A 21,926-nucleotide genomic window follows, 5' to 3' on the forward strand; every position below is an offset into this window, starting at 1 on the left:
AAAGAATATCCCTTTAAGACATCGTTTATGTCTTGAAGGGGTTTTTTGATAGGAGGTTTGACAATGAAGACAATCGTTTGTTTTGGGGATTCAAATACGTATGGTTATAATCCAGAAAATGGGTTCCGTTATCCATATGAAAAACGATGGACGAGTATTTTACAAAAAAATCTTGGAGATAAGGCAATTGTAATACCAGAAGGATTAAACGGAAGAACCACTTGTTTTGAAGATGAGATTCGGCCAGGAAGAAATGGAGTCACCTACCTTGATCCCTGTCTGCACAGTCATGGACCTGTGGATCTTGTGATTTTAATGCTTGGAACAAATGATTTGAAAATTCGTTTTCAGGCAACACCGACGGATATTGGAAAAGGGATTGATCGTTTGATTAAAATGATTCTTTCGATTACACCACAAAAGAGAGAGGATGGAAAACCAGCCAAAATTCTTTTAATGGCCCCGCCGCATATTGGAGATAATCTTTGTGAGATACCAAGTGGGGAAGAAATGGGATTTGAGCGTGGAATTGAATATTCGAAACGCTTGGCACCGATTTATGAAGAATGGGCAAAATTCCATCATATTGATTTTTTGGATGCAGCTCTGTACGCACAGCCATCAAAAATAGATGCCTGTCATTTAAGTGAAGAAAGCCACAGGACACTTGGAGAAGCTGTCACAAAAAAATGCAGAGAAATCCTTGATCTGACGGATTGTTAAGGGGTTGTCAACCGTGGAAGCTTCCTATATAATAGCTAGTAAATAAGCGAAAAAAACCGGAGGAATAAACAAATGAATTTAAAAGGAAGAAGTTTTCTGACGTTAAAAGATTTTACGCCGGACGAAATTGGATATTTATTGGATCTTGCAGCAAAATTAAAGGCTGATAAGAAAAAAGGAATTACAGGAAATAGTTTAAAAGGGAAAAATATTGCCCTGATTTTTGAAAAACCAAGTACAAGAACCAGATGTTCTTTTACGATTGGATGTATTGATGAAGGTGGACATCCAGAGTATTTAGGAAAAGATGATATTCAGCTTGGACATAAAGAATCTGTAGAAGATACAGCAAGAGTTCTTGGAAGAATGTTTGACGGAATTGAGTTCCGCGGATTTCTCCATGAAAATGTAGAAAAACTTGCAAAATACAGTGGAGTTCCTGTATGGAATGGTTTAACAGATGACTATCATCCAACACAGATTCTTGCAGATTTTCTTACATTAAGAGAACAGTTTGGAGAATTAAAAGGACTGAATTTTGTTTTCGCAGGAGATGGGCGCAATAATATGGGAAATTCCCTGATGATTGGATGTGCTAAGATGGGTGTAAACTTTACATGCCTGGCACCAAAGAGCTTATGGCCGAAAGAAGAATTAATTCATCAGTGTGAAGAGTATGCAAAAGAATCTGGAGCAAAACTTACATTTACAGAAAATGTAGATGAAGCAGTGAAAGGTGCTGACTGTATTTATACAGATGTATGGGTATCTATGGGAGAAGAAGAAAAATCAGCAGAGCGTGTTGCACTGCTACGTCCATATCAGGTAAACAAGGAAATGCTTGCCAAAACAGGAAAAGATCGTACCATTGTCATGCACTGTCTGCCAGCAGTAAAAGGAAATGAGATTACAGAAGATGTCTTTGAAAAATTTGCAGATGTCATCTTTGATGAAGCAGAGAACCGTATGCATACGATCAAAGCCGTTATGGTAGCAACATTAGGAGAATAAACTGGAATGATGAAAACCAGAATTCTAAAAGAATTAAAAGAGGCCGGAGATTATATCTCCGGTCAGGAACTTTGTGAAAAACTGAATGTATCAAGAACTGCTGTATGGAAACATATCAAGGCACTCAAAGAAGAAGGATATGAGATTGATTCTGTGACAAAGCGTGGGTATCGACTTGTAACATGTCCAGATCTCATTACGCAGGAAGCAGTGTCAAGCAATCTAAACAGCCAGTGGCTTGGAAAAGATCTTCGTTTTTATGATATGATTGATTCAACAAACCTGGAAGTAAGACGATTAGCAGAGGCTGGTGCAGAACATGGTTTAACAGTAATTGCAGAAGAACAGGTGAGTGGAAAAGGAAGACGTGGAAGAAGTTGGCTTGGAAAAGCCGGGACTGGAATTTGGATGAGTTTTCTTCTGAAACCGGAGATCGCTTTGGAAAATAGTTCAATGTTGACATTGATTACAGCATTAGCAGTTGCAAAAGCAATTAACGAAGTTACGAATGTCAGCTGTGGTATTAAATGGCCAAATGATTTAATTGTAAATGGAAAAAAAGTTTGTGGAATTCTGACAGAACTTAGTGCACAGATGGACGAATTGAATTATATTGTTGTAGGTCTTGGAATTAATGTAAATATGGAAAAATTTCCAGATGATTTGAAAGATAAAGCAACGTCTCTTCAGATAGAAACAGGAAAAAGAGTTTACCGTGCACTTTTGGCGGCAAAAGTTTTGGAATATTTTGAAAAATATTATGAACAGTTTATTCAGACAGAGGATTTATCAACTTTCAAGGATGAATATAATCATTTGCTTGTTCATATGAATCAAAAAATTCGAGTGATTCGTGGGTCAAAAGAAACAATTTACACATCCCATGGAATTAATGAACGCGGAGAGCTTCTGGCAGAAACTGCAAGTGGAACGATAGAACCTATCTTATCTGGAGAAGTATCTGTCCGTGGAATTTTAGGTTATGTATAAGGAGTTATAGATCGCTATGTATCAGGATAAAGTGACCTTGTGTGGGTCCAATGCATATCAAAAAAAATATTATTTAAATGAAGATTTTCAAGGACTGCCGGATCAGGTAAAAGATGAATTGAAAATCGCCTGTGTTCTTTATACGGCAGAAGTTGGAGGAATTCTTACACTAGAATTTGATGAAGACGGACATCTATCTTTTGTGACAAGAGCAGAGGAAAACGATTTCTTTTATGACGAAATTGGAAGTGCATTAAAAATTAAACAAATGCAAAAAGAGAAGAGAGACCTGTGGGAATCTCTGGAGATGTATTACAGAGTATTCTTTTTAGGAGAAGAGGTATAGAAATATGTTATTAGCACTGGATGTCGGAAATACGAATATTACAATTGGAGTATTTCGGCGCAAAGAGATTATCGAGTTGTTTCGAATCACAACAAAAATTCCAAGAACATCAGATGAATTCGGATTAGTACTTGCAAATCTATTACGTGAGAAAGGATTGCAGTGTGAAGAAGTGAAGGCAGCAGTGATTGGATCTGTTGTTCCTAATATTATGCATTCACTAGCAAGTGGTTTGATTAAGTATTTTGGCGTAAAACCGATTATTGTCGGACCTGGAATTAAGACAGGAATTAACCTTGGCCGTTTGAATCCAAGAGAAGTAGGAGCCGATCGTATCGTCGATCTTGTAGCAGGATATGAGATTTATGGAGGACCAGCATTAGTCATTGATTATGGGACAGCGACAACGTATGATATGGTAACAGAACATGGTGTGTTTCTTGCTGGAGTTACGGTTCCTGGAATCCGCACTTCAGCCAATGCCCTTTGGCAGGGAGCTGCAAGACTTCCGGAAATTGAAATTGTAAAACCTAAAACTATTCTTGCACATAATACGATCAGTAGTATGCAGGCAGGGCTGTTTTACGGAGTTGTCGGTGAGACAAAGCATATCATTCAGCAGATGAAGCTAGAATCGGGATATCATGAGATGAAGGTCATCGCAACAGGAGGTCTTGGAAAAATGGTAGCAGATGCGGTCGATGAGATTGACTACTATGATGAGACACTTACATTAAAAGGGTTGGAGATTATTTATGAAAAACAGTAAAATACAACCTTTAGTGATTGGAAATGTGAAGATCGAGCATCCATTTGCACTGGCTCCAATGGCTGGAGTTACAGATCTTCCGTATCGTTTGTTGTGTAAGGAACAAGGTGCGGGATTGATGTGCACGGAAATGGTTAGTGCAAAAGGATTATATTATGGAAACCGTAAATCTGAGCCATTAATGGCAACTGATGAAAAAGAACAACCGGTAGCTATTCAGATTTTTGGCTCAGATCCAGAAATTATGGGACAAATGGCGGCGCAAGTAGATCATGGGAAATTTCAGCTGATTGATATCAATATGGGATGCCCAGTACCCAAAATTGTAAATAATGGAGATGGATCAGCATTAATGAAAAACCCGAAACTGGCAGGAGAAGTTATTCGAGCGGTATCATCAGCGGTTAAAGTACCAGTGACAGTAAAGATCCGAAAAGGATTTGATGATGATCATATCAATGCAGTGGAGATGGCGCAGATTGCAGAAGAAAATGGGGCCAAAGCAATTGCTGTTCATGGAAGAACAAGAGAGCAATATTATTCTGGAAAAGCAGACTGGGAAATTATACGAAAAGTAAAAGAAGCTGTTCATATTCCGGTGATTGGAAATGGGGATATTACCTGTCCAGAAGATGCACTGCATATGAAGGAGCAAACAGATTGTGATGGTTTTATGATTGGAAGGAGAGCCAAGGGAAATCCATGGATTTTCAAAGAAATGATTTATTATTTTGAAACGGGAGAAAAACTTTCAAGACCATCTTTACAAGAAGTAGTTGCAATGATGCTGCGGCATGGAAAGATGATGATCGATTTCAAAGGAGAATATACTGGAGTACGAGAAATGCGTAAACATGTTGCCTGGTACACCTTTGGTTTTCAGGGTGCTGCAAAACTTCGTGATAAGGTGAATCATACAGAAACATATGAGCAGCTGGAAGAGTTACTTCTTAGTTATTTAAAGGCCAATGAAGCTTAAAAAGGAAAAACGCATCAGCATTGACAAAAGAAAACGATGTAGGATATAATTAATCAGTTAACATCTAGAACGAAAGGAAGAGTGTTATGGCAGAGGCAAAAAAGAATATATTAACCCCCGCTGGTTTAAAAGCATTAGAAGATGAATTACAGGAATTAAAAGTCGTAAGACGTAAAGAGATTGCACAAAAGATTAAAGAAGCAAGAGAACAGGGTGACTTATCAGAAAACGCGGAATACGATGCAGCAAAAGACGAACAGCGTGATATGGAAGCACGTATTGAAGAAATCGAAAAGATTTTAAAAAATGCGGTTGTCATTGATGAAAAATTTGAAAAAGGTGTTATCAGCCTTGGATGTCTTGTCGTATTAGAAGATATCACTCTCGGAAAAGAAGTAACTTACCATATCGTAGGTTCTACAGAAGCAGATATTCTGCAGAATAAGATTTCCAATGAAGCACCGATTGGAAGAGCTCTTCTTGGAAAGAAGATCGGAGATGTTGTTTCTGTAGAAGGAATTAATCAGGTAAATGATTTCAGAGTCATTGACGTACAGAGAAAGTAAGAGGAAGTAAGAAAAGTGGCAGAACAGAAAAAAGATACAAACGAACTCATTAAAGTAAGGAGACAAAAACTTGCTGATTTACAGGAAGCAGGAAAAAATCCTTTTGAGATCATGAAATATGATGTGACACATCATTCAAAAGAAATTAAAGATCATTTTGAAGAACTGGAAGGAACGGATGTAGCAGTTGCAGGACGTTTAATGTTCAAACGTGTTATGGGAAAAGCTTCTTTTTGTAATGTTCAGGATCTTCAAGGTGGAATTCAAGCATATGTTGCAAGAGATGAAATCGGTGTAGAAGAATATAAAGATTTCAAAAAAATGGATATTGGTGATATCGTAGGAATCAAAGGAAGAGTTTTTGCGACAAAGACAGGAGAGAAATCCATTCATGCAACAGAAGTTGTATTATTATCAAAGAGTCTTCGCCCACTCCCTGAAAAATTCCATGGATTAACAGATACAGATACAAGATATCGTCAAAGATATGTAGATCTGATTATGAACGAAGAATCCAAAGAGGTATTTATCAAACGTTCTAAAATCATCAGTAAAATTCGTAATTATCTTGATGGACAGGGATTTATGGAGGTAGAAACTCCTATGTTAGTAGCCAATGCTGGAGGAGCTGCTGCAAGACCATTTGAAACTCACTACAACGCATTAAGTGAAGATGTCAAATTACGTATTTCTCTGGAATTATATTTAAAGAGACTGATTGTTGGTGGTTTAGAAAAAGTATATGAAATCGGACGTGTATTCCGTAATGAAGGTGTTGATACCCGTCATAATCCGGAATTTACACTGATGGAATTATATCAGGCATATACAGACTATCATGGCATGATGGATCTAACAGAAAATTTATATCGTTATCTTGCACAGGAAGTATGTGGCGGAACAAAGATTCAGTACAAAGATTTTGAAATTGATCTTGGAAAACCATTTGAAAGAATTACAATGGTAGATGCTGTCAAAAAATATTCAGGTGTAGACTTTAATCAGATCAATACACTGGAAGAAGCAAGAGCAGCTGCACAGGAACACCATGTAGAATATGAAGAACGTCATAAGCGAGGAGATATCTTAAATCTTTTCTTCGAAGAGTTTGTAGAAGATAAACTGATCCAGCCTACTTTTGTTATGGATCATCCAGTGGAAATCTCTCCATTAACAAAGAGAAAACCAGAAAATCCAGATTATGTAGAACGTTTTGAGTTCTTTATGAATGGATGGGAAATGGCAAATGCTTACTCTGAGTTAAATGATCCAATTGATCAGAGAGAACGTTTCAAAGCCCAGGAAGAACTTCTTGCCCAGGGAGATGAGGAAGCTAACACAACAGATGAAGATTTCTTAAATGCATTAGAAATTGGTATGCCACCAACAGGTGGAATCGGATTCGGAATCGACCGAATGGTAATGCTGTTAACAAATTCAACAGCAATTAGAGATGTATTATTATTCCCAACCATGAAGTCTCTGAATGCAAAAGAAACAAAGAAAGCTGCAAAACCAGTAGCTGCACCTGAAAAAGAAGTGATTGACTTCTCAAAAGTAAAAGTAGAGCCATTATTTGAAGAAATGGTAGATTTTGATACTTTTAGTAAATCTGATTTTAGAGCAGTGAAAGTAAAAGCATGCGAGGCAGTAAAAAAATCTAAGAAACTTCTTCAGTTTACTTTAGATGATGGAACAGGAACAGACCGTACAATCTTAAGCGGAATTCATGCTTACTATGAGCCGGAAGAATTGGTTGGAAAAACACTGATTGCAATTGTGAATCTTCCACCACGTGCAATGATGGGAATTGATTCTTGTGGAATGCTCTTATCTGCAATTCATGAAGAAGAAGGGGAAGAAAAACTCCATCTTTTAATGGTAGATGATCATATTCCAGCAGGAGCAAAACTGTACTAAAATAAGATATAACTTCATTTATTGAAAAAAGAAAAAACATCAATTTACATCAAACTTATGTCATTTGATGCTTAAATTGATGCAAGCAAAATTGTACAATTAACAAAATGAGTGGGCAGTCCTAATCAGGATTGCCCATTTTCAAAAGTAAAAAGAAATACAAGTGATATTTGTAAGGATAAAAATGCAACTTCGAAGATATAAACCTGCTGACTGTGAACCGTTGGCAAAATTGTTTTATCAAACTGTTCACAGCGTGAATGCAAGGGATTACACAAAAGAACAATTAAATGTTTGGGCAACAGGAAAAGTAGATTTGCAAGAATGGAACAGTTCTTTTCTAAAGCATGAAACGATTGTCGCTGTGGAAAATAACAAGATTGTTGGCTTTGGAGATATGGATAAATCTGGATACTTGGACAGATTGTTTGTTCACAAAGACCATCAAGGTAAAAGTATTGCATCTGCGATTTGCAATGAGTTGGAATGTTCAATAAAAGGAAAATGAATTACTACACACGCTTCTATTACAGCAAAGCCATTTTTTCTGCATCGAGGATATTGTGTTATTCGAGAACAGGAAGTTGTCCGGCACGGAATCTCTCTTACGAATTATATAATGGAGAAATTGACTAGATAATTTTCAATTTATCAAAAAGCCCTTTGAGAGAGGAGAAATCCTTTTCTCAAAGGGCTTTTTTGATGAGAAATTACTCGGATGCTATGCTGATTGGGGCGAGTTTTGGACTTCCTGCTGGATTCAGTTATTCCGGAGAACGATTAGAAAAATATTTTTCTAATTTCAGATAAAAGTATGGGATTCAGGATATGAACAGCGCAGGATGCTATCCATTTGAAAGCCGGGGAGAGGACTTGGTATATTGGTCTAGACATATCTACTGGAACAGATATGTGTATGTGTTGGATGCTATTCTCCCAGGTAGATGATATGACCAGGTGTATGGCTCATTTGTCATACATTCGAAATTAATTTATATCATGTATATTATTGCCTGGGAGTAAATCTCAGGCTTTTTTTATTACCAAAAAAGATGAGAAATAACTAAAAATCTGACGGTGGGCCGCTGGAATGACATAGGTTGTATAGACGGAATATGATGGTTCGAATCCATCCGCTGTCATTTGCTTTACGATTGTAGGGTTTTAAAATTGATATTAAGGAGATTGATAATTATGAATGATATTTCAAGAGAAAAGGCATTTACATTGCTAAAGAAGTATAACAAAGATCCATTTCATATTCAGCATGCTCTTACTGTAGAGGCTGTGATGAAATGGTATGCAAGAGAATTAGGTTATGGTGCAGAAGAGGAACATTGGGGAATCGTTGGGCTATTGCACGACATAGATTTTGAAAATTATCCAGCAGAGCATTGCTTGAAAGCACCAGAACTTTTAAGAGAGGGAGGAGTATCAGAAGATATTATTCATGGAGTTGTTTCACATGGTTATGGAATTACGATTGAGTGCGGTGTGACACTGGATGTGGAGCCTATCCATGAGATGGAGAAAGTGTTGTTTGCAGTTGATGAACTGACAGGCCTGATTTGGGCAGCAGCGCTCATGCGTCCATCGAAAAGCACTAAGGATATGAAACTGAAATCTTTAAAGAAAAAATATAAGAGTAAGGGATTTGCCGCAGGTTGCTCAAGAGAGGTAATTGAGAGAGGCGCAGACCAGCTTGGATGGGAATTAGAAAAGCTTCTTGCCATGACCTTGCAAGCAATGGCTGACAGTGAAGACATTATCAATAAAGAATTAGAAGCCGAGTAGATATAGATTATATTGAAGTTGTTTTCGAGAACAGAAAATTTCTATAAGAAGTTATCACTGAGAACAATTTTTATAAATATGGGAAAGATGTAAACGTTGAAATTACATCATAAAAATGCTATACTGCAAAGAAAAAAGAGAGGTGTTTTACCGTGCAGATTTCGAGCAGATTTACGTTGGCCGTGCATATTTTGACGTGTATTGATACATTCAAAGATGAATATAAAATTACGAGTGAATTTCTTGCAGGAAGTACAAATGTTAATCCGGTGATTGTCAGAAAAATTCTTGGACAATTAAAAGCAGCAGGAATTGTAAATGTAGCAAGAGGTACAGGGGGAGCCTCTATTGCTAGACCACTTCAGGAAATTACATTTTTAGATATTTATCGTGCAGTGGAATGTATAGATCATGGAGAATTGTTTCATTTCCATGAGAATCCAAATCCAGATTGTCCGGTAGGGAGAAATATTCATCATATTTTAGATGAAAAATTGGAGCATATTCAAAAAGCAATGGAAGCAGAATTGCAGAAAATTACACTTTTGGATATTAGAAGAGATGCAGAAAAATATATTAAATAATAAAATGGAGCATAATTGTTTTGATTATGCTCTATTTTTTAAAAATGATGTAACCATTGACATTACAACAAAAAATAAATATAATAATAAATGTAACAATAATGATTACAACAAAAGAAATAGCAGGGCGGCCGTCTGCATATAAAACAAAATGGAGGATCATAATCATGAAGAAAGTAGTAGAATTTTTACAGGCAAACCCAGTACAGTATCTTGCAACCGTAGGACGCGATGGAAAAGCAAAGTGTCGTCCTTTTATGTTTTGCTTTGAACAGGATGGAAAGCTTTGGTTCTGTACAAACAATACAAAAGATGTTTATAAGGATATGCTTGAGAATCCAGAAATCGAGATTTCTGTCTCATCACCAGAATATGCATGGATCCGTCTTGCTGGTAAGGCAGTTTTTGAGAATGATATGAGTGTAAAAGAAGGATGTATGAAGAATCCTATTGTAAAAGGACAGTATCAAACAGCAGATAATCCCATTTTTGAAGTGTTCTATTTGGAAAATCCACATGGTGTGATTGCGGATTTCTCTGGAAATCCACCATATGAATTTTAGTAGTATAATGTACATAAAAAAGAGAAAATATGATGAAGCTTTCCCTGCAGGAAATTTTATCCTGTAGTCATTGATTACAAGCACTGTCTGTACGGTGTAAGGTATGTGAAAATTTGTCCAAGATAGGTAATCCGAAACAAGAGGTAAACTATGAATCAGAACGAACGTAGACAGTTTTTAATTAGAGAATTGTTAAAAGAAAGTGATGAATACAAAAATATGCAAATACCGTCTGGATCAGTAGAACAGAAACAATTGTTGCGTGGAATGATGAATATTCGAAGGCCCAAAAAGATTACGCCGGCTTTTCTTGCAGTGCAAGATGAATATTTACAAAAAGAAAATACAGATAGAGGTATTGTTGATGTAGAGAAACTTCCAGAGATTAAAAAAGGTATTAGCGTATGGCAGGGAGACATTACTTCTCTTAAATGTGATGCCATTGTAAATGCAGCAAACAGTGGTATGACAGGCTGCTATGTGCCAAATCATAGATGTATTGATAATTGCATTCATTCTTATGCAGGGATTCAGCTTCGTCTTGAATGTGCAGAATTTATGAAAAAGCAGGGATATGAAGAGCCAACAGGAAGGGCAAAGATTACAAAGGGATATAATCTTCCCAGCAGATATGTCATTCATACAGTAGGGCCGATCATATATGATCATGTCAGAATAAGAGATGAAAAATTATTGGCGGACTGTTATCGTTCCTGTTTGGAATTGGCAGCACAGAAAGGCCTTGGAAGTATTGCATTTTGCTGCGTTTCAACAGGAGAGTTTCATTTTCCAAACCAAAAAGCTGCAGAGATTGCAGTGCAGACAGTCAATGAATTTATGCAGAAAGAAAGTAGTATAACGAAGGTGATATTTAATGTTTTCAAGGACATTGACAAAAAAATCTATGAAGAATTACTTAGATGAAATAGGCAGATTACAAGATGCGTTCGAAAGGGCAGATGTTGTGTTGATTGGAGCGGGTTCTGGTCTTTCTGCTTCTGCTGGATTCAGTTATTCTGGAGAACGATTTGAAAAATATTTTTCTGATTTCAGACAAAAATATGGAATTCAGGATATGTACAGCGGGGGATTTTATCCATTTGACAGTCTGGAAGAGTACTGGGCATGGTGGTCTAGACACATCTACTGGAACAGATATGTGGATGCACCGAATGACACATATGAAAAGCTTATGGAAGTTGTAAAAGATAAGGATTATTTTGTCTTAACTACGAATGTGGATCACTGTTTTCAAAAGTCAGGGTTTGATAAAAAACGTCTTTTTTATACACAGGGAGATTATGGACTGTTTCAGTGCAGTAAGTTTTGCCACCAAGAGACTTATGATAATGAAACTGCAATTTGTGCTATGGTAGAACAACAGCGTGATATGCAGATTCCAACAGAACTGATTCCAAGATGTCCGCAGTGTGGTGCACCAATGACCATGAATCTTCGATGTGATGAGACCTTTGTACAGGATGAGGGATGGTACAGAGCAAAGAATCGATATGATGAATTTGTGCGCAGACATGAAGGAATGAAAATAGTTTATCTAGAACTAGGTGTAGGCGGAAATACCCCTGTTATCATAAAATATCCTTTCTGGAGAATGACTGCAAAAAATCCAAAATCGACATATATATGTATCAATTACGGAGAAGCTTATGTGCCGGATGAGATTAGAAAACAGGCAATCTGTATAGATGAAGATATCCGAAAGATAATAGTAGAAGTTTTACGATTTAAAAATAACAAATAAAAACAGAAAAGAACATTATCAGATTATTTTCGAGGTAATGTCCTTTTTTGCATTCACAGAGTATTTTACTCTACGAAGAATTTTCGACAAATCATAGCATAAATTTTTTATGAATAAACGCAAAAATTCTATATTCTATTTAAAAGTATCATCTTAAAATTGTAATGTCAATAAAAATTTCCATTTTTAGTTACAACAATCGAAAAAATACATTTATAATAGGTAATTGGACCTCACATACACTTGTTTATTATAGTCAGAATTATAGTCATATATGATTTTCATAAAATATAAAATTTAGGGCAGACCTTAGAGATAAAACAAGCTTCAAAAAAATATTAATATGGAGGTCATATTATGTCAAGAAAAGGTGAAAGTATTTTTAAAAGAAAGGATGGTAGGTGGGAAGCACGCTATATCAAAGAAAGGACACCAGAAGGGAGGGCTATTTATGGATATGTTTATGCAAAATCTTATCTTGAAGCAAAAAAGAAACGTTATGAAGTTTTAAAACAATTAGGAAAAGATTCTGTTGAAAACAAAAAACTAATCAAAAATAAAGCTATATTTACAGATCTTGCAGATTTATGGCTTAGATCTTTGCAACCTCAAATAAAAAAATCCACATATATTAAATATCAAAATATTATTCATTCTTATATTTATAAAGGATTTTACAATGTAAATGTGAACGAAATTTCAGCTAATCAGTTAAATATGTTTTGTAACAATCTTCTCTTAGCAGGAGGCAAACAACATCAGGGATTATCACCAAAAACAGTTGTAGATATACTTTCTGTTATTCGAAGTATTCTATCTTATGCAAATCTTCAAAAAATTGAAACGCAATGTACTGGAAAAGAAGTTGTTATAAAACAGTCTGCTGCAAAAATGTATATTTTCAGTCATTCAGAACAATCTATTTTATGCAACTATTTAGTTGATCATTTATCCAATCGAAACTTTGGAATTCTATTGAGTTTATTTACTGGAATAAGAATTGGAGAACTTTGCGCGCTTCGGTGGGAAGATGTTTCAATTGATGAAAAGACAATTTATATTCATAAAACGATGCAAAGATTGCAGACACAAGGAAATTCCGCAAAAAAAACGGAAGTTATTATAACTTCACCAAAGAGTTCTTGTTCTATACGAACGATACCAATTCCAGATAATCTCATTTTTCTTATAAAACATTTATCTCAAATAAATCATGGTTATGTCTTAACCGGAAAAGATACCAAATATGTAGAACCTCGTACAATGCAAAATCATTTTAAAAAAATATTGTTAAAAGCAGGTCTTCAGCCGGTGAAATTTCACTCTTTGCGACATACATTTGCTACTCGATGTATTGAAGTTGGATTTGACATTAAAAGTTTAAGTGAAATTCTTGGACATGCCAATGTCAATATTACAATGAATCGTTATGTACATCCAACAATGAAAATGAAAAGAGAAAATATGCAGCGTTTATCTGATTTATTTATTGTCAGCTAATCTGGTCATAGGTATTAATACTTATGGTAATAAAAGGAAATCATAGTTTTTTTCGTAGAGTAAAATACTCCACGAAAAAAATGCAATGTCAAAAGAAAGTGAGCGAATAGGATATGGCCGAAAAGGGATTGCGCAGAATGAAGCGCACAGAACTGATTGAAATTATATACGCGCTTAAAAGTGATGAGGAAAGAATCAGAAAAGAAAAAGATGAGCTATGGGATCAGCTTCATCAGCGCAATATCAAAATTGAAGAGGCCGGCTCTATTGCAGAAGCATCGCTTAATATTAATGAGGTTTTTGTATCAGCACAAGCAGCAGCAGATGATTATTTAAATTCAGTGAAAGCAGTCAATGCTGAACAGGAAGCTTATATACAATCGGTAAAAGAAAATGCCGAACAGGAAGCTATGCAGATTATACTGCAAGCCAGACAAAAAGCAGAGGTAATTGAAGCGCAGGCAAAACAGAAAAAAGAAGAAATAGAAGAAGAGTGCAAGTTAATGAAAGAGCAGGCCACAAAGGAAATAGAAGGTCAGTGGGATGATTATCGAAGAAAAATCATCGAAGTTCTAGATTGGCATAAAGAGTTGAGCAAGGAGGCATTAAATGAAGCAGGAGAATCTGAAGCCGGTTGAGATTCCTTCTATGGAAGAAGTGACGCAGGAAAGGAATCGTCTTGCCTATCAAAGCCGATATCGGCGAATATTGCGAAGTACGATTTCATCGCTAATTGTTGTAGCGGCTATTGCTGTTTTAATGGCAACTTTGTTATTTCCAGTTCTTCAGGTATCTGGCGATAGTATGGAACCAACTTTACATGATCGCAATATTCTTCTTCTTATAAAAACACATGATTTAAATACAGGAGATCTTTGCAGCTTTAGCTGGCAAAATAAACTTTTAATCAAGCGAATAATCGGGGGACCGGGAGACGTAATCAACATTGATGAAAAAGGGGAGGTTAGTGTAAATGGAAAGGTTCTTGATGAGCCTTATGTTGATGAACTTGCATTGGGAGAGTGTGATCTGAAATTTCCTTATCAAGTTCCGGAAAATCGTTATTTTGTTCTTGGGGATCATAGAAGTGTTTCGATTGATAGTCGTAGCAGTGCAATTGGGTGTATAGATAAAAAACAAATTGTTGGAAAAGTTTTTTTAAGAATATGGCCATTAAAAGACTTTTCAATTATGAAATAGGGGAGTGCCTGGATGAAAGAGAATTTAAACAAATATATAGAAAAAATTAAAACAAATCGTAAAAACTATCGAAAATATGCATCTATTTTTATTGTACTTGCATTGATTACAGTTGTTGGAGTAAATGGATGGCTTCATCAAAAAGGAGTTTCCATGACAGCGGATTATCAATGTGGAAAAGAAGAACATCAACATACGGAGGATTGTTATAAAGAGGTATTGATTTGCGGAAAGGAAGAATCCACGGAAGAAGGAGGACATCAACATACGCAGGATTGTTATAAGAAAGAACTTGTTTGTAAGATTCCGGAACATGAACATACCATGGAATGTATTTCTGACGATAAGGCAGATGCAGAGACGGAAACAGACTGGGAAAAAACAATTCCGCAAAAATTAAGTGGTGTATGGGCAAAGGATCTTGTAGATGTTGCAAAATCACAAGTTGGTTATAAAGAGAGTACAAAAAATTTCCGATTGGATGAGGATGGAAAAACGAAAGATGGTTATACGCGATATGGAGAATGGTATGGTAACAAATATGGCAATTGGTCGGTAATGTTTGCAGCATTTTGTCTGCATTATGCAGGGATTCCGCAAAAAGAGGTACCTGTAAATTCTGGATGTGAAGCTTGGATGGTAAATCTAAAGGATGCGCAACTTTATCATAATGCAGATAACTATCAACCAACGGTTGGGGATATTGTTTTTCTTGATTCGGAGGAAGAAGATGGAGTGGCAGACCATGTTGGAATTCTAGAAACTGTTAAAAAAGATTCAAAAGGAAAGATAACTAGTTTTGTAGTTGTGGAAGGTGATTCTTCCAAAGAGGTAAAAGAAAATATATATTCTATCAATGATCGATCCATTATTGGTTATTGTGCATTGCCAGAGAATAAAGAACAAGAAACAGAAAAAACAGGGGAAACGACAGAAAAGACAACCGAGAAAACAACAACCGAAAAGAAATCCGAGAAGAAGACAAAAGAGGTGTCAACTAAAAAGAAAATTCAAAAGCAAACAAAGAAGAGTGTAAAAGCAGCAGGGGATGCAAAAAGCACGGTTGATACTTGTAATGTGACAGTGACAGTAAACCTAAATTGGTCGGGTACAAGGGATAAAGCAGTGAATGTTTATTTGATCAATCAGCAAACAGGTGAACGAGTAGGAACAGTCACACTGAATAAAGGAACCGATAGCAATACAGTGACATTTAAAAATGTTTCGAGAGTTGATGGAGATGGAAAAGATGTTTCCTATGGAGTAGAGCTAGAAAAGGTTGATGGATATATCAATGGATATAATTTAGATATTTCTTTGGATCAGACTAATGAGTGGAAAGAGAGTGATACGCTTTGGGTAAAGGCAACATCGATTAAGGAGGGCAATCACTATCTTCTTTTGACAAGTGATGCTACAGGACCTGGAAATAGTAAATTTATCAGAGCAGATAGTACCATTACTCCAACAAACATGATATCGGCAGATCTAGCATTATCAAAAGGACCGATCACAGCAGCAAATGGAACCTCTTATTCTCCATATTTGAAATCAGATGGTGGAGAAGATGGTGCCTTATGGACAGCAGAAAAAAGTGGTGCAGAGTTTTTATTTTCCAGTGATTATTTAGCAGGAAAAAATATGCCAGGATATTATCTTGAGAGCACAAAATCGTTAAGTAAAAAGAATAATAATAAGTGGAAGGTTGATAAGGACACCAAGGAAATTACAAAAAATGGAGAAACGTTATATCCATTTGAAAAGGTTGATCCAGTATATGGAAAAGTCCGAACGGTAAATATGACAGTCGATGCAACTTATCAATCGAAAGGAGAAGCAGAGGAGACACAGGAATATACAACGATTCGAGTATCAAAAAACTGGCAGGATGAAAAAGGAAATAAACTTACAGAAGGTCTTCCATCAAGTATTGAAGTAACATTAAATGCAGATGGAAAAGAAGCATCGATAAAAGATGCCAAAGTTTCTCTTTCGGCAGATAATAATTGGACATATGAATGGACCGTGCCAAGGTATTCTTTTGAAAATGGATCGAAGAAAGAAATCTCATATGATGTTTCAGAAAGTGAAGTGAACGGATTTAAGTTCGTCAATAAAGAAAAGAAACAAGAATTTGGTGAGAAAACCACTGCCTGGGTATTAACAGATGATTTTGAGGATAATGGAGAATTTATTTTAACGACTTCTCCAAAAACAGGATCAGTTGGAGCACTGACAGCTACAAAGAATGGAGCACACTGGGCAGATGGAAGTCAACAAAAAACCAATGTTGAAAAAGGGGATTTAAAAGTAGGAGATAAAGTTTATAAAGATTGTCAGTATATTTTAAATCCTTCTGGAAATATTATATGGAAAACTGGAACGGGAAAAGAAATGACAGCACATCAGCATGGTACCCATAAGATGTGGACGCTTTATAACGAAGTTGTCAATGGATATTTAAAAAATAATGGGCAGGGAGATATTAGTTCCGATGTCAAACAGGAATGTTGGTTTTATTATAACTGGTATACTGGAACTCCTGGAAAGAGACCGCCAAGTAATCCAAAGTCTGAATGGAGCAATGTATTAGGAAGTTATAATGATTACTTCTTATTATCGAACAATCATACAGGGGATGGTGGTTCAACAACAGCACAAACATTTTATCTATATAAGAAAGTCGAGGCACAGCCCGTGATTTACAAAATTGAACTTACTAATAAAAAAGAGGGAGAGATTTATGAGCTTCCAGAAACTGGTGGGCCAGGAACAAAAATGTTTACAATCATTGCAGTTGCTCTTATGGGCTCAGCATTGTTGTATGGATATTATTTGAGATGTAGACGAAGAGGGAGGGAGATGTAAGGTTCTGCACTCTTAGCCTGAAAACTATTCCAGGTTATGAAAGTATCCAATAAAAAATGATTTACAAAAGAAAGTGGGGAATGATGATGAAGATCATGAAAAAGACATGGACTCTGTTATTGAGTCTTGTAATGGTACTGGCAATGAGTGTTACAACATTTGCAGCAGACAGTACGTTAAAAATTAAAACAACAGCAGGACATACTTACAAAGTATATCAGATTTTAACTGGAGATGTAACAACAGGAGATAATGGAACAAAAAAATTATCGAATCTTGGAAAAGGTTCTTCTGTGACATCAAATGCAACAGCACAAGAGATTCTTAATGCCCTGAAAGATAAAAAAGATAATGAACTTGGAGATGCAGCCTATGAATATGTTAAAGGTGGCAAAGAAGTCGCAACGATTTCAGGTGATGGAAGTGAAAAGACAGTTACAATTCCTACAGGTTACTATATTGTAACAGACGAAGTAACAGGTGAGACGAAGGATACTGTTTCCCGTTATATGGTAGACGTTGTAGGTCCTACAGAGATGACACCAAAAACATCAACAACTCCTGACATTGATAAGAAAATTATTGATACAGATGCAAACCAAGCATTAGATGACAGTAAAAAAACAGATACAGCTGCAATTGGTGACACAATTAATTATGAAGTAACTGGTAAAGTTCCAGATTATAAAGGGTATAAATACTATTATTATGTCCTTAATGATACATTATCAAAAGGATTGACATTAGATAAAGATTCTTTTGTAGTAACGGTTGGAGGAAAACCATTAACAAAGGATACAGATTATTATGTGTATACAACAACAAATCAAGATGGAACAACAAGTTTTAAACTTGCTTTTGAAAATATCAAGAACTTTGAAGTAGGTGCAGACATTTCTGTAAAATATAATGCTACAGTTAATGAAAATGCAGTGATTGGAAAAGATCCTAACACGAATACAGTAAAGCTGGAATATTCTAACAATCCAAATTCTTCTGAAAGAGGAGATAAAGAACCTGGTATTCCAGGAGATAAAGTACCAACAGGGGAAACTCCAGATAGAGTGACAAAAACTTATGTTACAGAATTAAAACTTTTAAAAGTAGATGAACAAGGAAATAAGCTGACAGGGGCTGAATTTACTCTGACAGGAGAAAACCTTCAGACAATTAAGTTTACAACAGGACAGGCGTTTGTAGAAAATGAGAATGGTACATACTGGAAATTAAAAGATGGTACTTACACAACAGATGATCCAAACACAGAAGGAATGGATCAGAGTAAATATGAAAATACAACAAAAAAATACAAAAAAGAAACTGTTATAACATCCCAGACTGCAGATGCAGGAAGCAAAAAGGTAACAGCATTTGTTGATGAAAATGGTCAGATTCAGTTTACAGGTTTAAATGCTGGAAAATATACTTTGACAGAAACGGTTGTACCTAAAGGATACAACAAAATCGACCCAATTGAATTTACTATTTCCGCAACACAGGATGGTTCTACAACATTAGTTGGTGGAAATATCACATGGAGTTCTGACAATCATGATATTACATATAGCGATGGAGTTTTTGGAATTAAAGTTACAAACAAATCAGGTTCTACTCTTCCATCTACAGGTGGTATTGGTACAACAATCTTCTATATTATCGGTGGTGTCTTAATGCTTGGCGCAGCTGTTTTACTCATTACAAAAAAACGTATGAGCGCAAGATAATGAAATCTTGATAAGAAAGCTATTTAAAATTAAAACAAAAGAGAACTGGGCAGGAGAATTTCCTGCCTGGTTCCTGATAACATTAGGGAGTGACTCATGAAGAAACATTTTAGCACAATCATTTTAATATTGGTATTTTTCGTGGGTCTTTCCGTACTGTTATATCCGACGATCAGTAATTATATCAATCAGAAAAATCAATCAAGAGCGGTGATTGATTATGATACGGCGGTTTCAAAAATGAAAAAAGATGACTACAATGCTTATTTTAAAAAGGCAGAGTTGTACAATCAAATGCTAGCAAAACATCCCTCGTATTTTTATGAACCGGATCAATTACCTGGTTATAACAATATTTTAAATATTGAGAAAACAGGAATGATGGGTTATATTTCGATTGAAAAAATAGGAGTTGAGTTGCCCATTTATCATGGGACGAGTGACAGTATATTGCAATCAGCAGCAGGTCATTTAAAAGGGACTAGTTTTCCAATTGGTGGAACAAGTACGCATAGCGTTATTTCTGCACATAGAGGACTTCCAAGTGCAAAATTATTTACAAATCTAGATGAACTTGAAAAAGGTGATACATTTACAATTACAATATTAGATCGATTATTAACTTATGAAGTCGATTCAATTTCAATTGTTTTGCCAGATAAGGTTGATCAATTGCAAATACAAGAAGGAAAAGATTATTGTACTCTTATGACGTGTACTCCATATGGAATTAATACGCATCGGTTGCTTGTCCGTGGACATCGGATACCAAATAAAAAAGATAGCAATATTAGAGTCATTTCAGATGCTTATCAGATTGAACCAATTGTTATTGCACCAATCATTGCAGGGATTCTTTTGTTCCTATTATTGGTTTGGATGTTGATTCGTAATAGAAGAAAGAAAACACGAGGTGAAAAGAATGAAAAATAATTGTATGTTAAAATGGCTGGCAGTTTTTCTATTGTCTATCACAGTGACTGCAGGATATATGGTTCCTGTCCGTGCAGATGACAGTATACCTGAGGAAAAAACAGGTTCTATCAGGGTTACATTGCGTAACAGTAAAAAAGAGGTTGTTTCTGGTGGAGAGATTTGTCTTTATCAGGTAGCTTCTATAGAACAGGATATGGATGGCAATTTAAAATACATATATATCAATGGTTTTGAAAACTGTGGTATCAAGCTTGAAAATCTTGATGATAGTAATCTTGCGAAGCAGCTTGAGGCAAAGATTTCACCAAGTTCAAAGAAAGTAACAAAGACAATTGGAACGACTGGAACAGTGGTGTTTGAGAATCTTCCGACAGGTCTTTATCTTTTAAAACAGAACCAGGCAGCAAAAGGTTATGAAAAAATTAGTTCTTTCCTTGTATCGGTACCAATGAAAGATGGAGAGAATTGGACGTATGATGTAGATGCGACACCAAAGGTAGAAACAGTGACACCAATAACGCCAGATACACCGAATCATCCAAATACACCAAATCATCCGAATACGCCGAATAATCCAGGGGGCTCTGGAGGCTCTGGTGGAGGTTCCCGTAGTTCTAGACTGCCACAGACAGGACAGTTAGATTGGCCGATTCCTGTACTAGCTATTTCTGGAATGCTCATGATTGTAATTGGATGGGTTTTACGGAAAGGAAAGAACGAATGAAACATAAAGTAGGTATTTTTTGTATGTTTCTTGGGACGGTGCTAGTGTTTTTAGCACTGTCTCTTTTCCTGTATAATCAGTGGGATGCAAAGAGAGCACAAAAAGCTTCTGCATTGGTATTAAAACAGTTGGAAAAAAAGCTTGATAAAGAAGTAAATTCTACTTCGGAAACTTCGTTTATTACAGATACATACAAAAAAATGAAAACAGTGAAAATCGGTGGATATGAATACATTGGTTATCTTTCGATTCCATCTGCAGGTTTAAATCTTCCAGTTATGTCAAAATGGAGTTATGCGGGCCTTAAAATTGCACCAGGAAGGTTTTCTGGTTCTGTTTATATGGACAATATGGTCATCGCAGGGCATAACTATGCAAGACATTTTAGTCCAATTAAATGGTTGGCTATTGGAAGCAGTGTATATTTCACGGATATGGAGCATGTTGTGTGGAAATATAAGGTTGTTACAAGAGAAACTTTGCAGCCAGTACAGGTAAAGGATATGACGATAAAAACGAAAAAAGATAGTTGGGATCTTACACTGTTTACCTGTAATACAGGAGGACAAACAAGATGTGCGGTACGATGCATTAGAATTCGTTAAAAAAAGTAGGCGTCAGAGTGCTTTATTTTAGTCGCTGGGTATCCTACTCTACGAAAAGCTTTTTATTAAAATAAGATAGGTTTGAAATTCTCCTATCGGATATATTGAAACCTTTCATATATTTTAGGTTACAACTATAAAATCAATCAATTTATGATTTCCCATGTTATGCATAAATTGCAATGTATAATAAGTATTCAGCAGTACTTTTTTCCTTTCATAATTGATGAGATAATTATGGTCGCAGTTGTGATCACAAACTGATTTTTATTTTATAGAAAAGAAAACATTTTTTGTTTTATCGTCAAGAACTCTGGTCAAAATCGTTTTCACCCCTCAAAAAACGTAGAGACTTGCGATAT

General features: G+C 35.9%; 21 protein-coding genes and 1 pseudogene. All 22 read left to right on the forward strand.

Annotated features, from left to right (window positions below; genetic code table 11):
- The first annotated feature begins 63 nt into the window (after nt 1-63).
- The 22 genes and pseudogenes from KQI71_RS02635 to KQI71_RS02740 all read left to right on the forward strand — a co-directional run bounded on the left by KQI71_RS02635 (nt 64) and on the right by KQI71_RS02740 (nt 21,564).
- Entirely contained in the window at nt 64-723 is a 660-nt protein-coding gene (locus KQI71_RS02635; protein ID WP_216433819.1) for an SGNH/GDSL hydrolase family protein, read from the forward strand.
- Nucleotides 724-795: 72 nt separating this feature from the next.
- Complete coding sequence (gene argF / locus KQI71_RS02640) at nt 796-1,734, forward strand: ornithine carbamoyltransferase (RefSeq protein WP_216433821.1); 939 nt, start codon at nt 796-798, stop codon at nt 1,732-1,734.
- Nucleotides 1,735-1,743: 9 nt separating this feature from the next.
- On the forward strand, nt 1,744-2,724 hold the full coding sequence (locus tag KQI71_RS02645; protein ID WP_216434185.1) for a biotin--[acetyl-CoA-carboxylase] ligase: 981 nt from the start codon (nt 1,744-1,746) through the stop codon (nt 2,722-2,724).
- Nucleotides 2,725-2,740: 16 nt separating this feature from the next.
- The gene (locus KQI71_RS02650; RefSeq protein ID WP_216433823.1) at nt 2,741-3,070 is read left to right on the forward strand and encodes a DUF6145 family protein; all 330 of its coding nucleotides are present in this window, start codon (nt 2,741-2,743) and stop codon (nt 3,068-3,070) included.
- Nucleotides 3,071-3,074: 4 nt separating this feature from the next.
- The gene (locus tag KQI71_RS02655; RefSeq protein ID WP_216433825.1) at nt 3,075-3,839 is read left to right on the forward strand and encodes a type III pantothenate kinase; all 765 of its coding nucleotides are present in this window, start codon (nt 3,075-3,077) and stop codon (nt 3,837-3,839) included.
- Nucleotides 3,826-4,818: a tRNA dihydrouridine synthase DusB gene (dusB, locus tag KQI71_RS02660; protein WP_216433827.1), complete on the forward strand. Its 993-nt coding sequence runs from the start codon at nt 3,826-3,828 to the stop codon at nt 4,816-4,818. The genes KQI71_RS02655 and dusB overlap by 14 nt, the downstream gene beginning before the upstream one ends.
- A gap of 86 nt (nt 4,819-4,904) precedes the next feature.
- Nucleotides 4,905-5,384 (forward strand): transcription elongation factor GreA, encoded by a 480-nt coding sequence (gene greA / locus KQI71_RS02665; protein WP_216433829.1) that lies wholly within the window; start codon nt 4,905-4,907, stop codon nt 5,382-5,384.
- Between the two features lie 15 nt (nt 5,385-5,399).
- Nucleotides 5,400-7,304: a lysine--tRNA ligase gene (gene lysS / locus KQI71_RS02670; protein WP_216433832.1), complete on the forward strand. Its 1,905-nt coding sequence runs from the start codon at nt 5,400-5,402 to the stop codon at nt 7,302-7,304.
- 184 nt (nt 7,305-7,488) lie between these two features.
- Nucleotides 7,489-7,944: pseudogene (locus KQI71_RS02675) on the forward strand (GNAT family N-acetyltransferase).
- Between the two features lie 554 nt (nt 7,945-8,498).
- On the forward strand, nt 8,499-9,098 hold the full coding sequence (locus KQI71_RS02680) for a hydrolase (RefSeq protein WP_216433834.1): 600 nt from the start codon (nt 8,499-8,501) through the stop codon (nt 9,096-9,098).
- Nucleotides 9,099-9,250: 152 nt separating this feature from the next.
- On the forward strand, nt 9,251-9,682 hold the full coding sequence (locus KQI71_RS02685; protein WP_216433835.1) for an Rrf2 family transcriptional regulator: 432 nt from the start codon (nt 9,251-9,253) through the stop codon (nt 9,680-9,682).
- 167 nt (nt 9,683-9,849) lie between these two features.
- Nucleotides 9,850-10,245 carry a pyridoxamine 5'-phosphate oxidase family protein gene (locus KQI71_RS02690; protein WP_216433837.1) on the forward strand — a complete coding sequence of 132 codons (396 nt, stop codon included), beginning with the start codon at nt 9,850-9,852 and terminating at the stop codon, nt 10,243-10,245.
- A gap of 150 nt (nt 10,246-10,395) precedes the next feature.
- Nucleotides 10,396-11,169 (forward strand): protein-ADP-ribose hydrolase, encoded by a 774-nt coding sequence (locus KQI71_RS02695; protein WP_216433838.1) that lies wholly within the window; start codon nt 10,396-10,398, stop codon nt 11,167-11,169.
- The gene (locus KQI71_RS02700; RefSeq protein ID WP_216433840.1) at nt 11,120-12,007 is read left to right on the forward strand and encodes an SIR2 family NAD-dependent protein deacylase; all 888 of its coding nucleotides are present in this window, start codon (nt 11,120-11,122) and stop codon (nt 12,005-12,007) included. The genes KQI71_RS02695 and KQI71_RS02700 overlap by 50 nt, the downstream gene beginning before the upstream one ends.
- A gap of 357 nt (nt 12,008-12,364) precedes the next feature.
- On the forward strand, nt 12,365-13,507 hold the full coding sequence (locus KQI71_RS02705) for a tyrosine-type recombinase/integrase (protein WP_216433842.1): 1,143 nt from the start codon (nt 12,365-12,367) through the stop codon (nt 13,505-13,507).
- 137 nt (nt 13,508-13,644) lie between these two features.
- The gene (locus KQI71_RS02710) at nt 13,645-14,145 is read left to right on the forward strand and encodes a hypothetical protein (RefSeq protein ID WP_216433844.1); all 501 of its coding nucleotides are present in this window, start codon (nt 13,645-13,647) and stop codon (nt 14,143-14,145) included.
- Nucleotides 14,117-14,707 (forward strand): signal peptidase I, encoded by a 591-nt coding sequence (gene lepB, locus KQI71_RS02715; RefSeq protein WP_216433846.1) that lies wholly within the window; start codon nt 14,117-14,119, stop codon nt 14,705-14,707. Before KQI71_RS02710 ends, lepB begins: the two co-directional genes overlap by 29 nt.
- Nucleotides 14,708-14,719: 12 nt before the next feature.
- The gene (locus KQI71_RS02720) at nt 14,720-17,575 is read left to right on the forward strand and encodes a Cna B-type domain-containing protein (protein WP_216433848.1); all 2,856 of its coding nucleotides are present in this window, start codon (nt 14,720-14,722) and stop codon (nt 17,573-17,575) included.
- Between the two features lie 56 nt (nt 17,576-17,631).
- Complete coding sequence (locus tag KQI71_RS02725; RefSeq protein ID WP_216433850.1) at nt 17,632-19,299, forward strand: isopeptide-forming domain-containing fimbrial protein; 1,668 nt, start codon at nt 17,632-17,634, stop codon at nt 19,297-19,299.
- A gap of 96 nt (nt 19,300-19,395) precedes the next feature.
- Entirely contained in the window at nt 19,396-20,232 is an 837-nt protein-coding gene (locus KQI71_RS02730; protein ID WP_216433853.1) for a class C sortase, read from the forward strand.
- Nucleotides 20,222-20,959 (forward strand): LPXTG cell wall anchor domain-containing protein, encoded by a 738-nt coding sequence (locus KQI71_RS02735; protein WP_216434186.1) that lies wholly within the window; start codon nt 20,222-20,224, stop codon nt 20,957-20,959. The genes KQI71_RS02730 and KQI71_RS02735 overlap by 11 nt, the downstream gene beginning before the upstream one ends.
- Entirely contained in the window at nt 20,956-21,564 is a 609-nt protein-coding gene (locus KQI71_RS02740) for a sortase (protein ID WP_216433854.1), read from the forward strand. Before KQI71_RS02735 ends, KQI71_RS02740 begins: the two co-directional genes overlap by 4 nt.
- Nucleotides 21,565-21,926 lie beyond the last annotated feature (362 nt).

This window comes from Anaerostipes sp. MSJ-23 (assembly GCF_018918155.1).
Taxonomy (GTDB): Bacteria; Bacillota; Clostridia; order Lachnospirales; family Lachnospiraceae; genus Anaerostipes.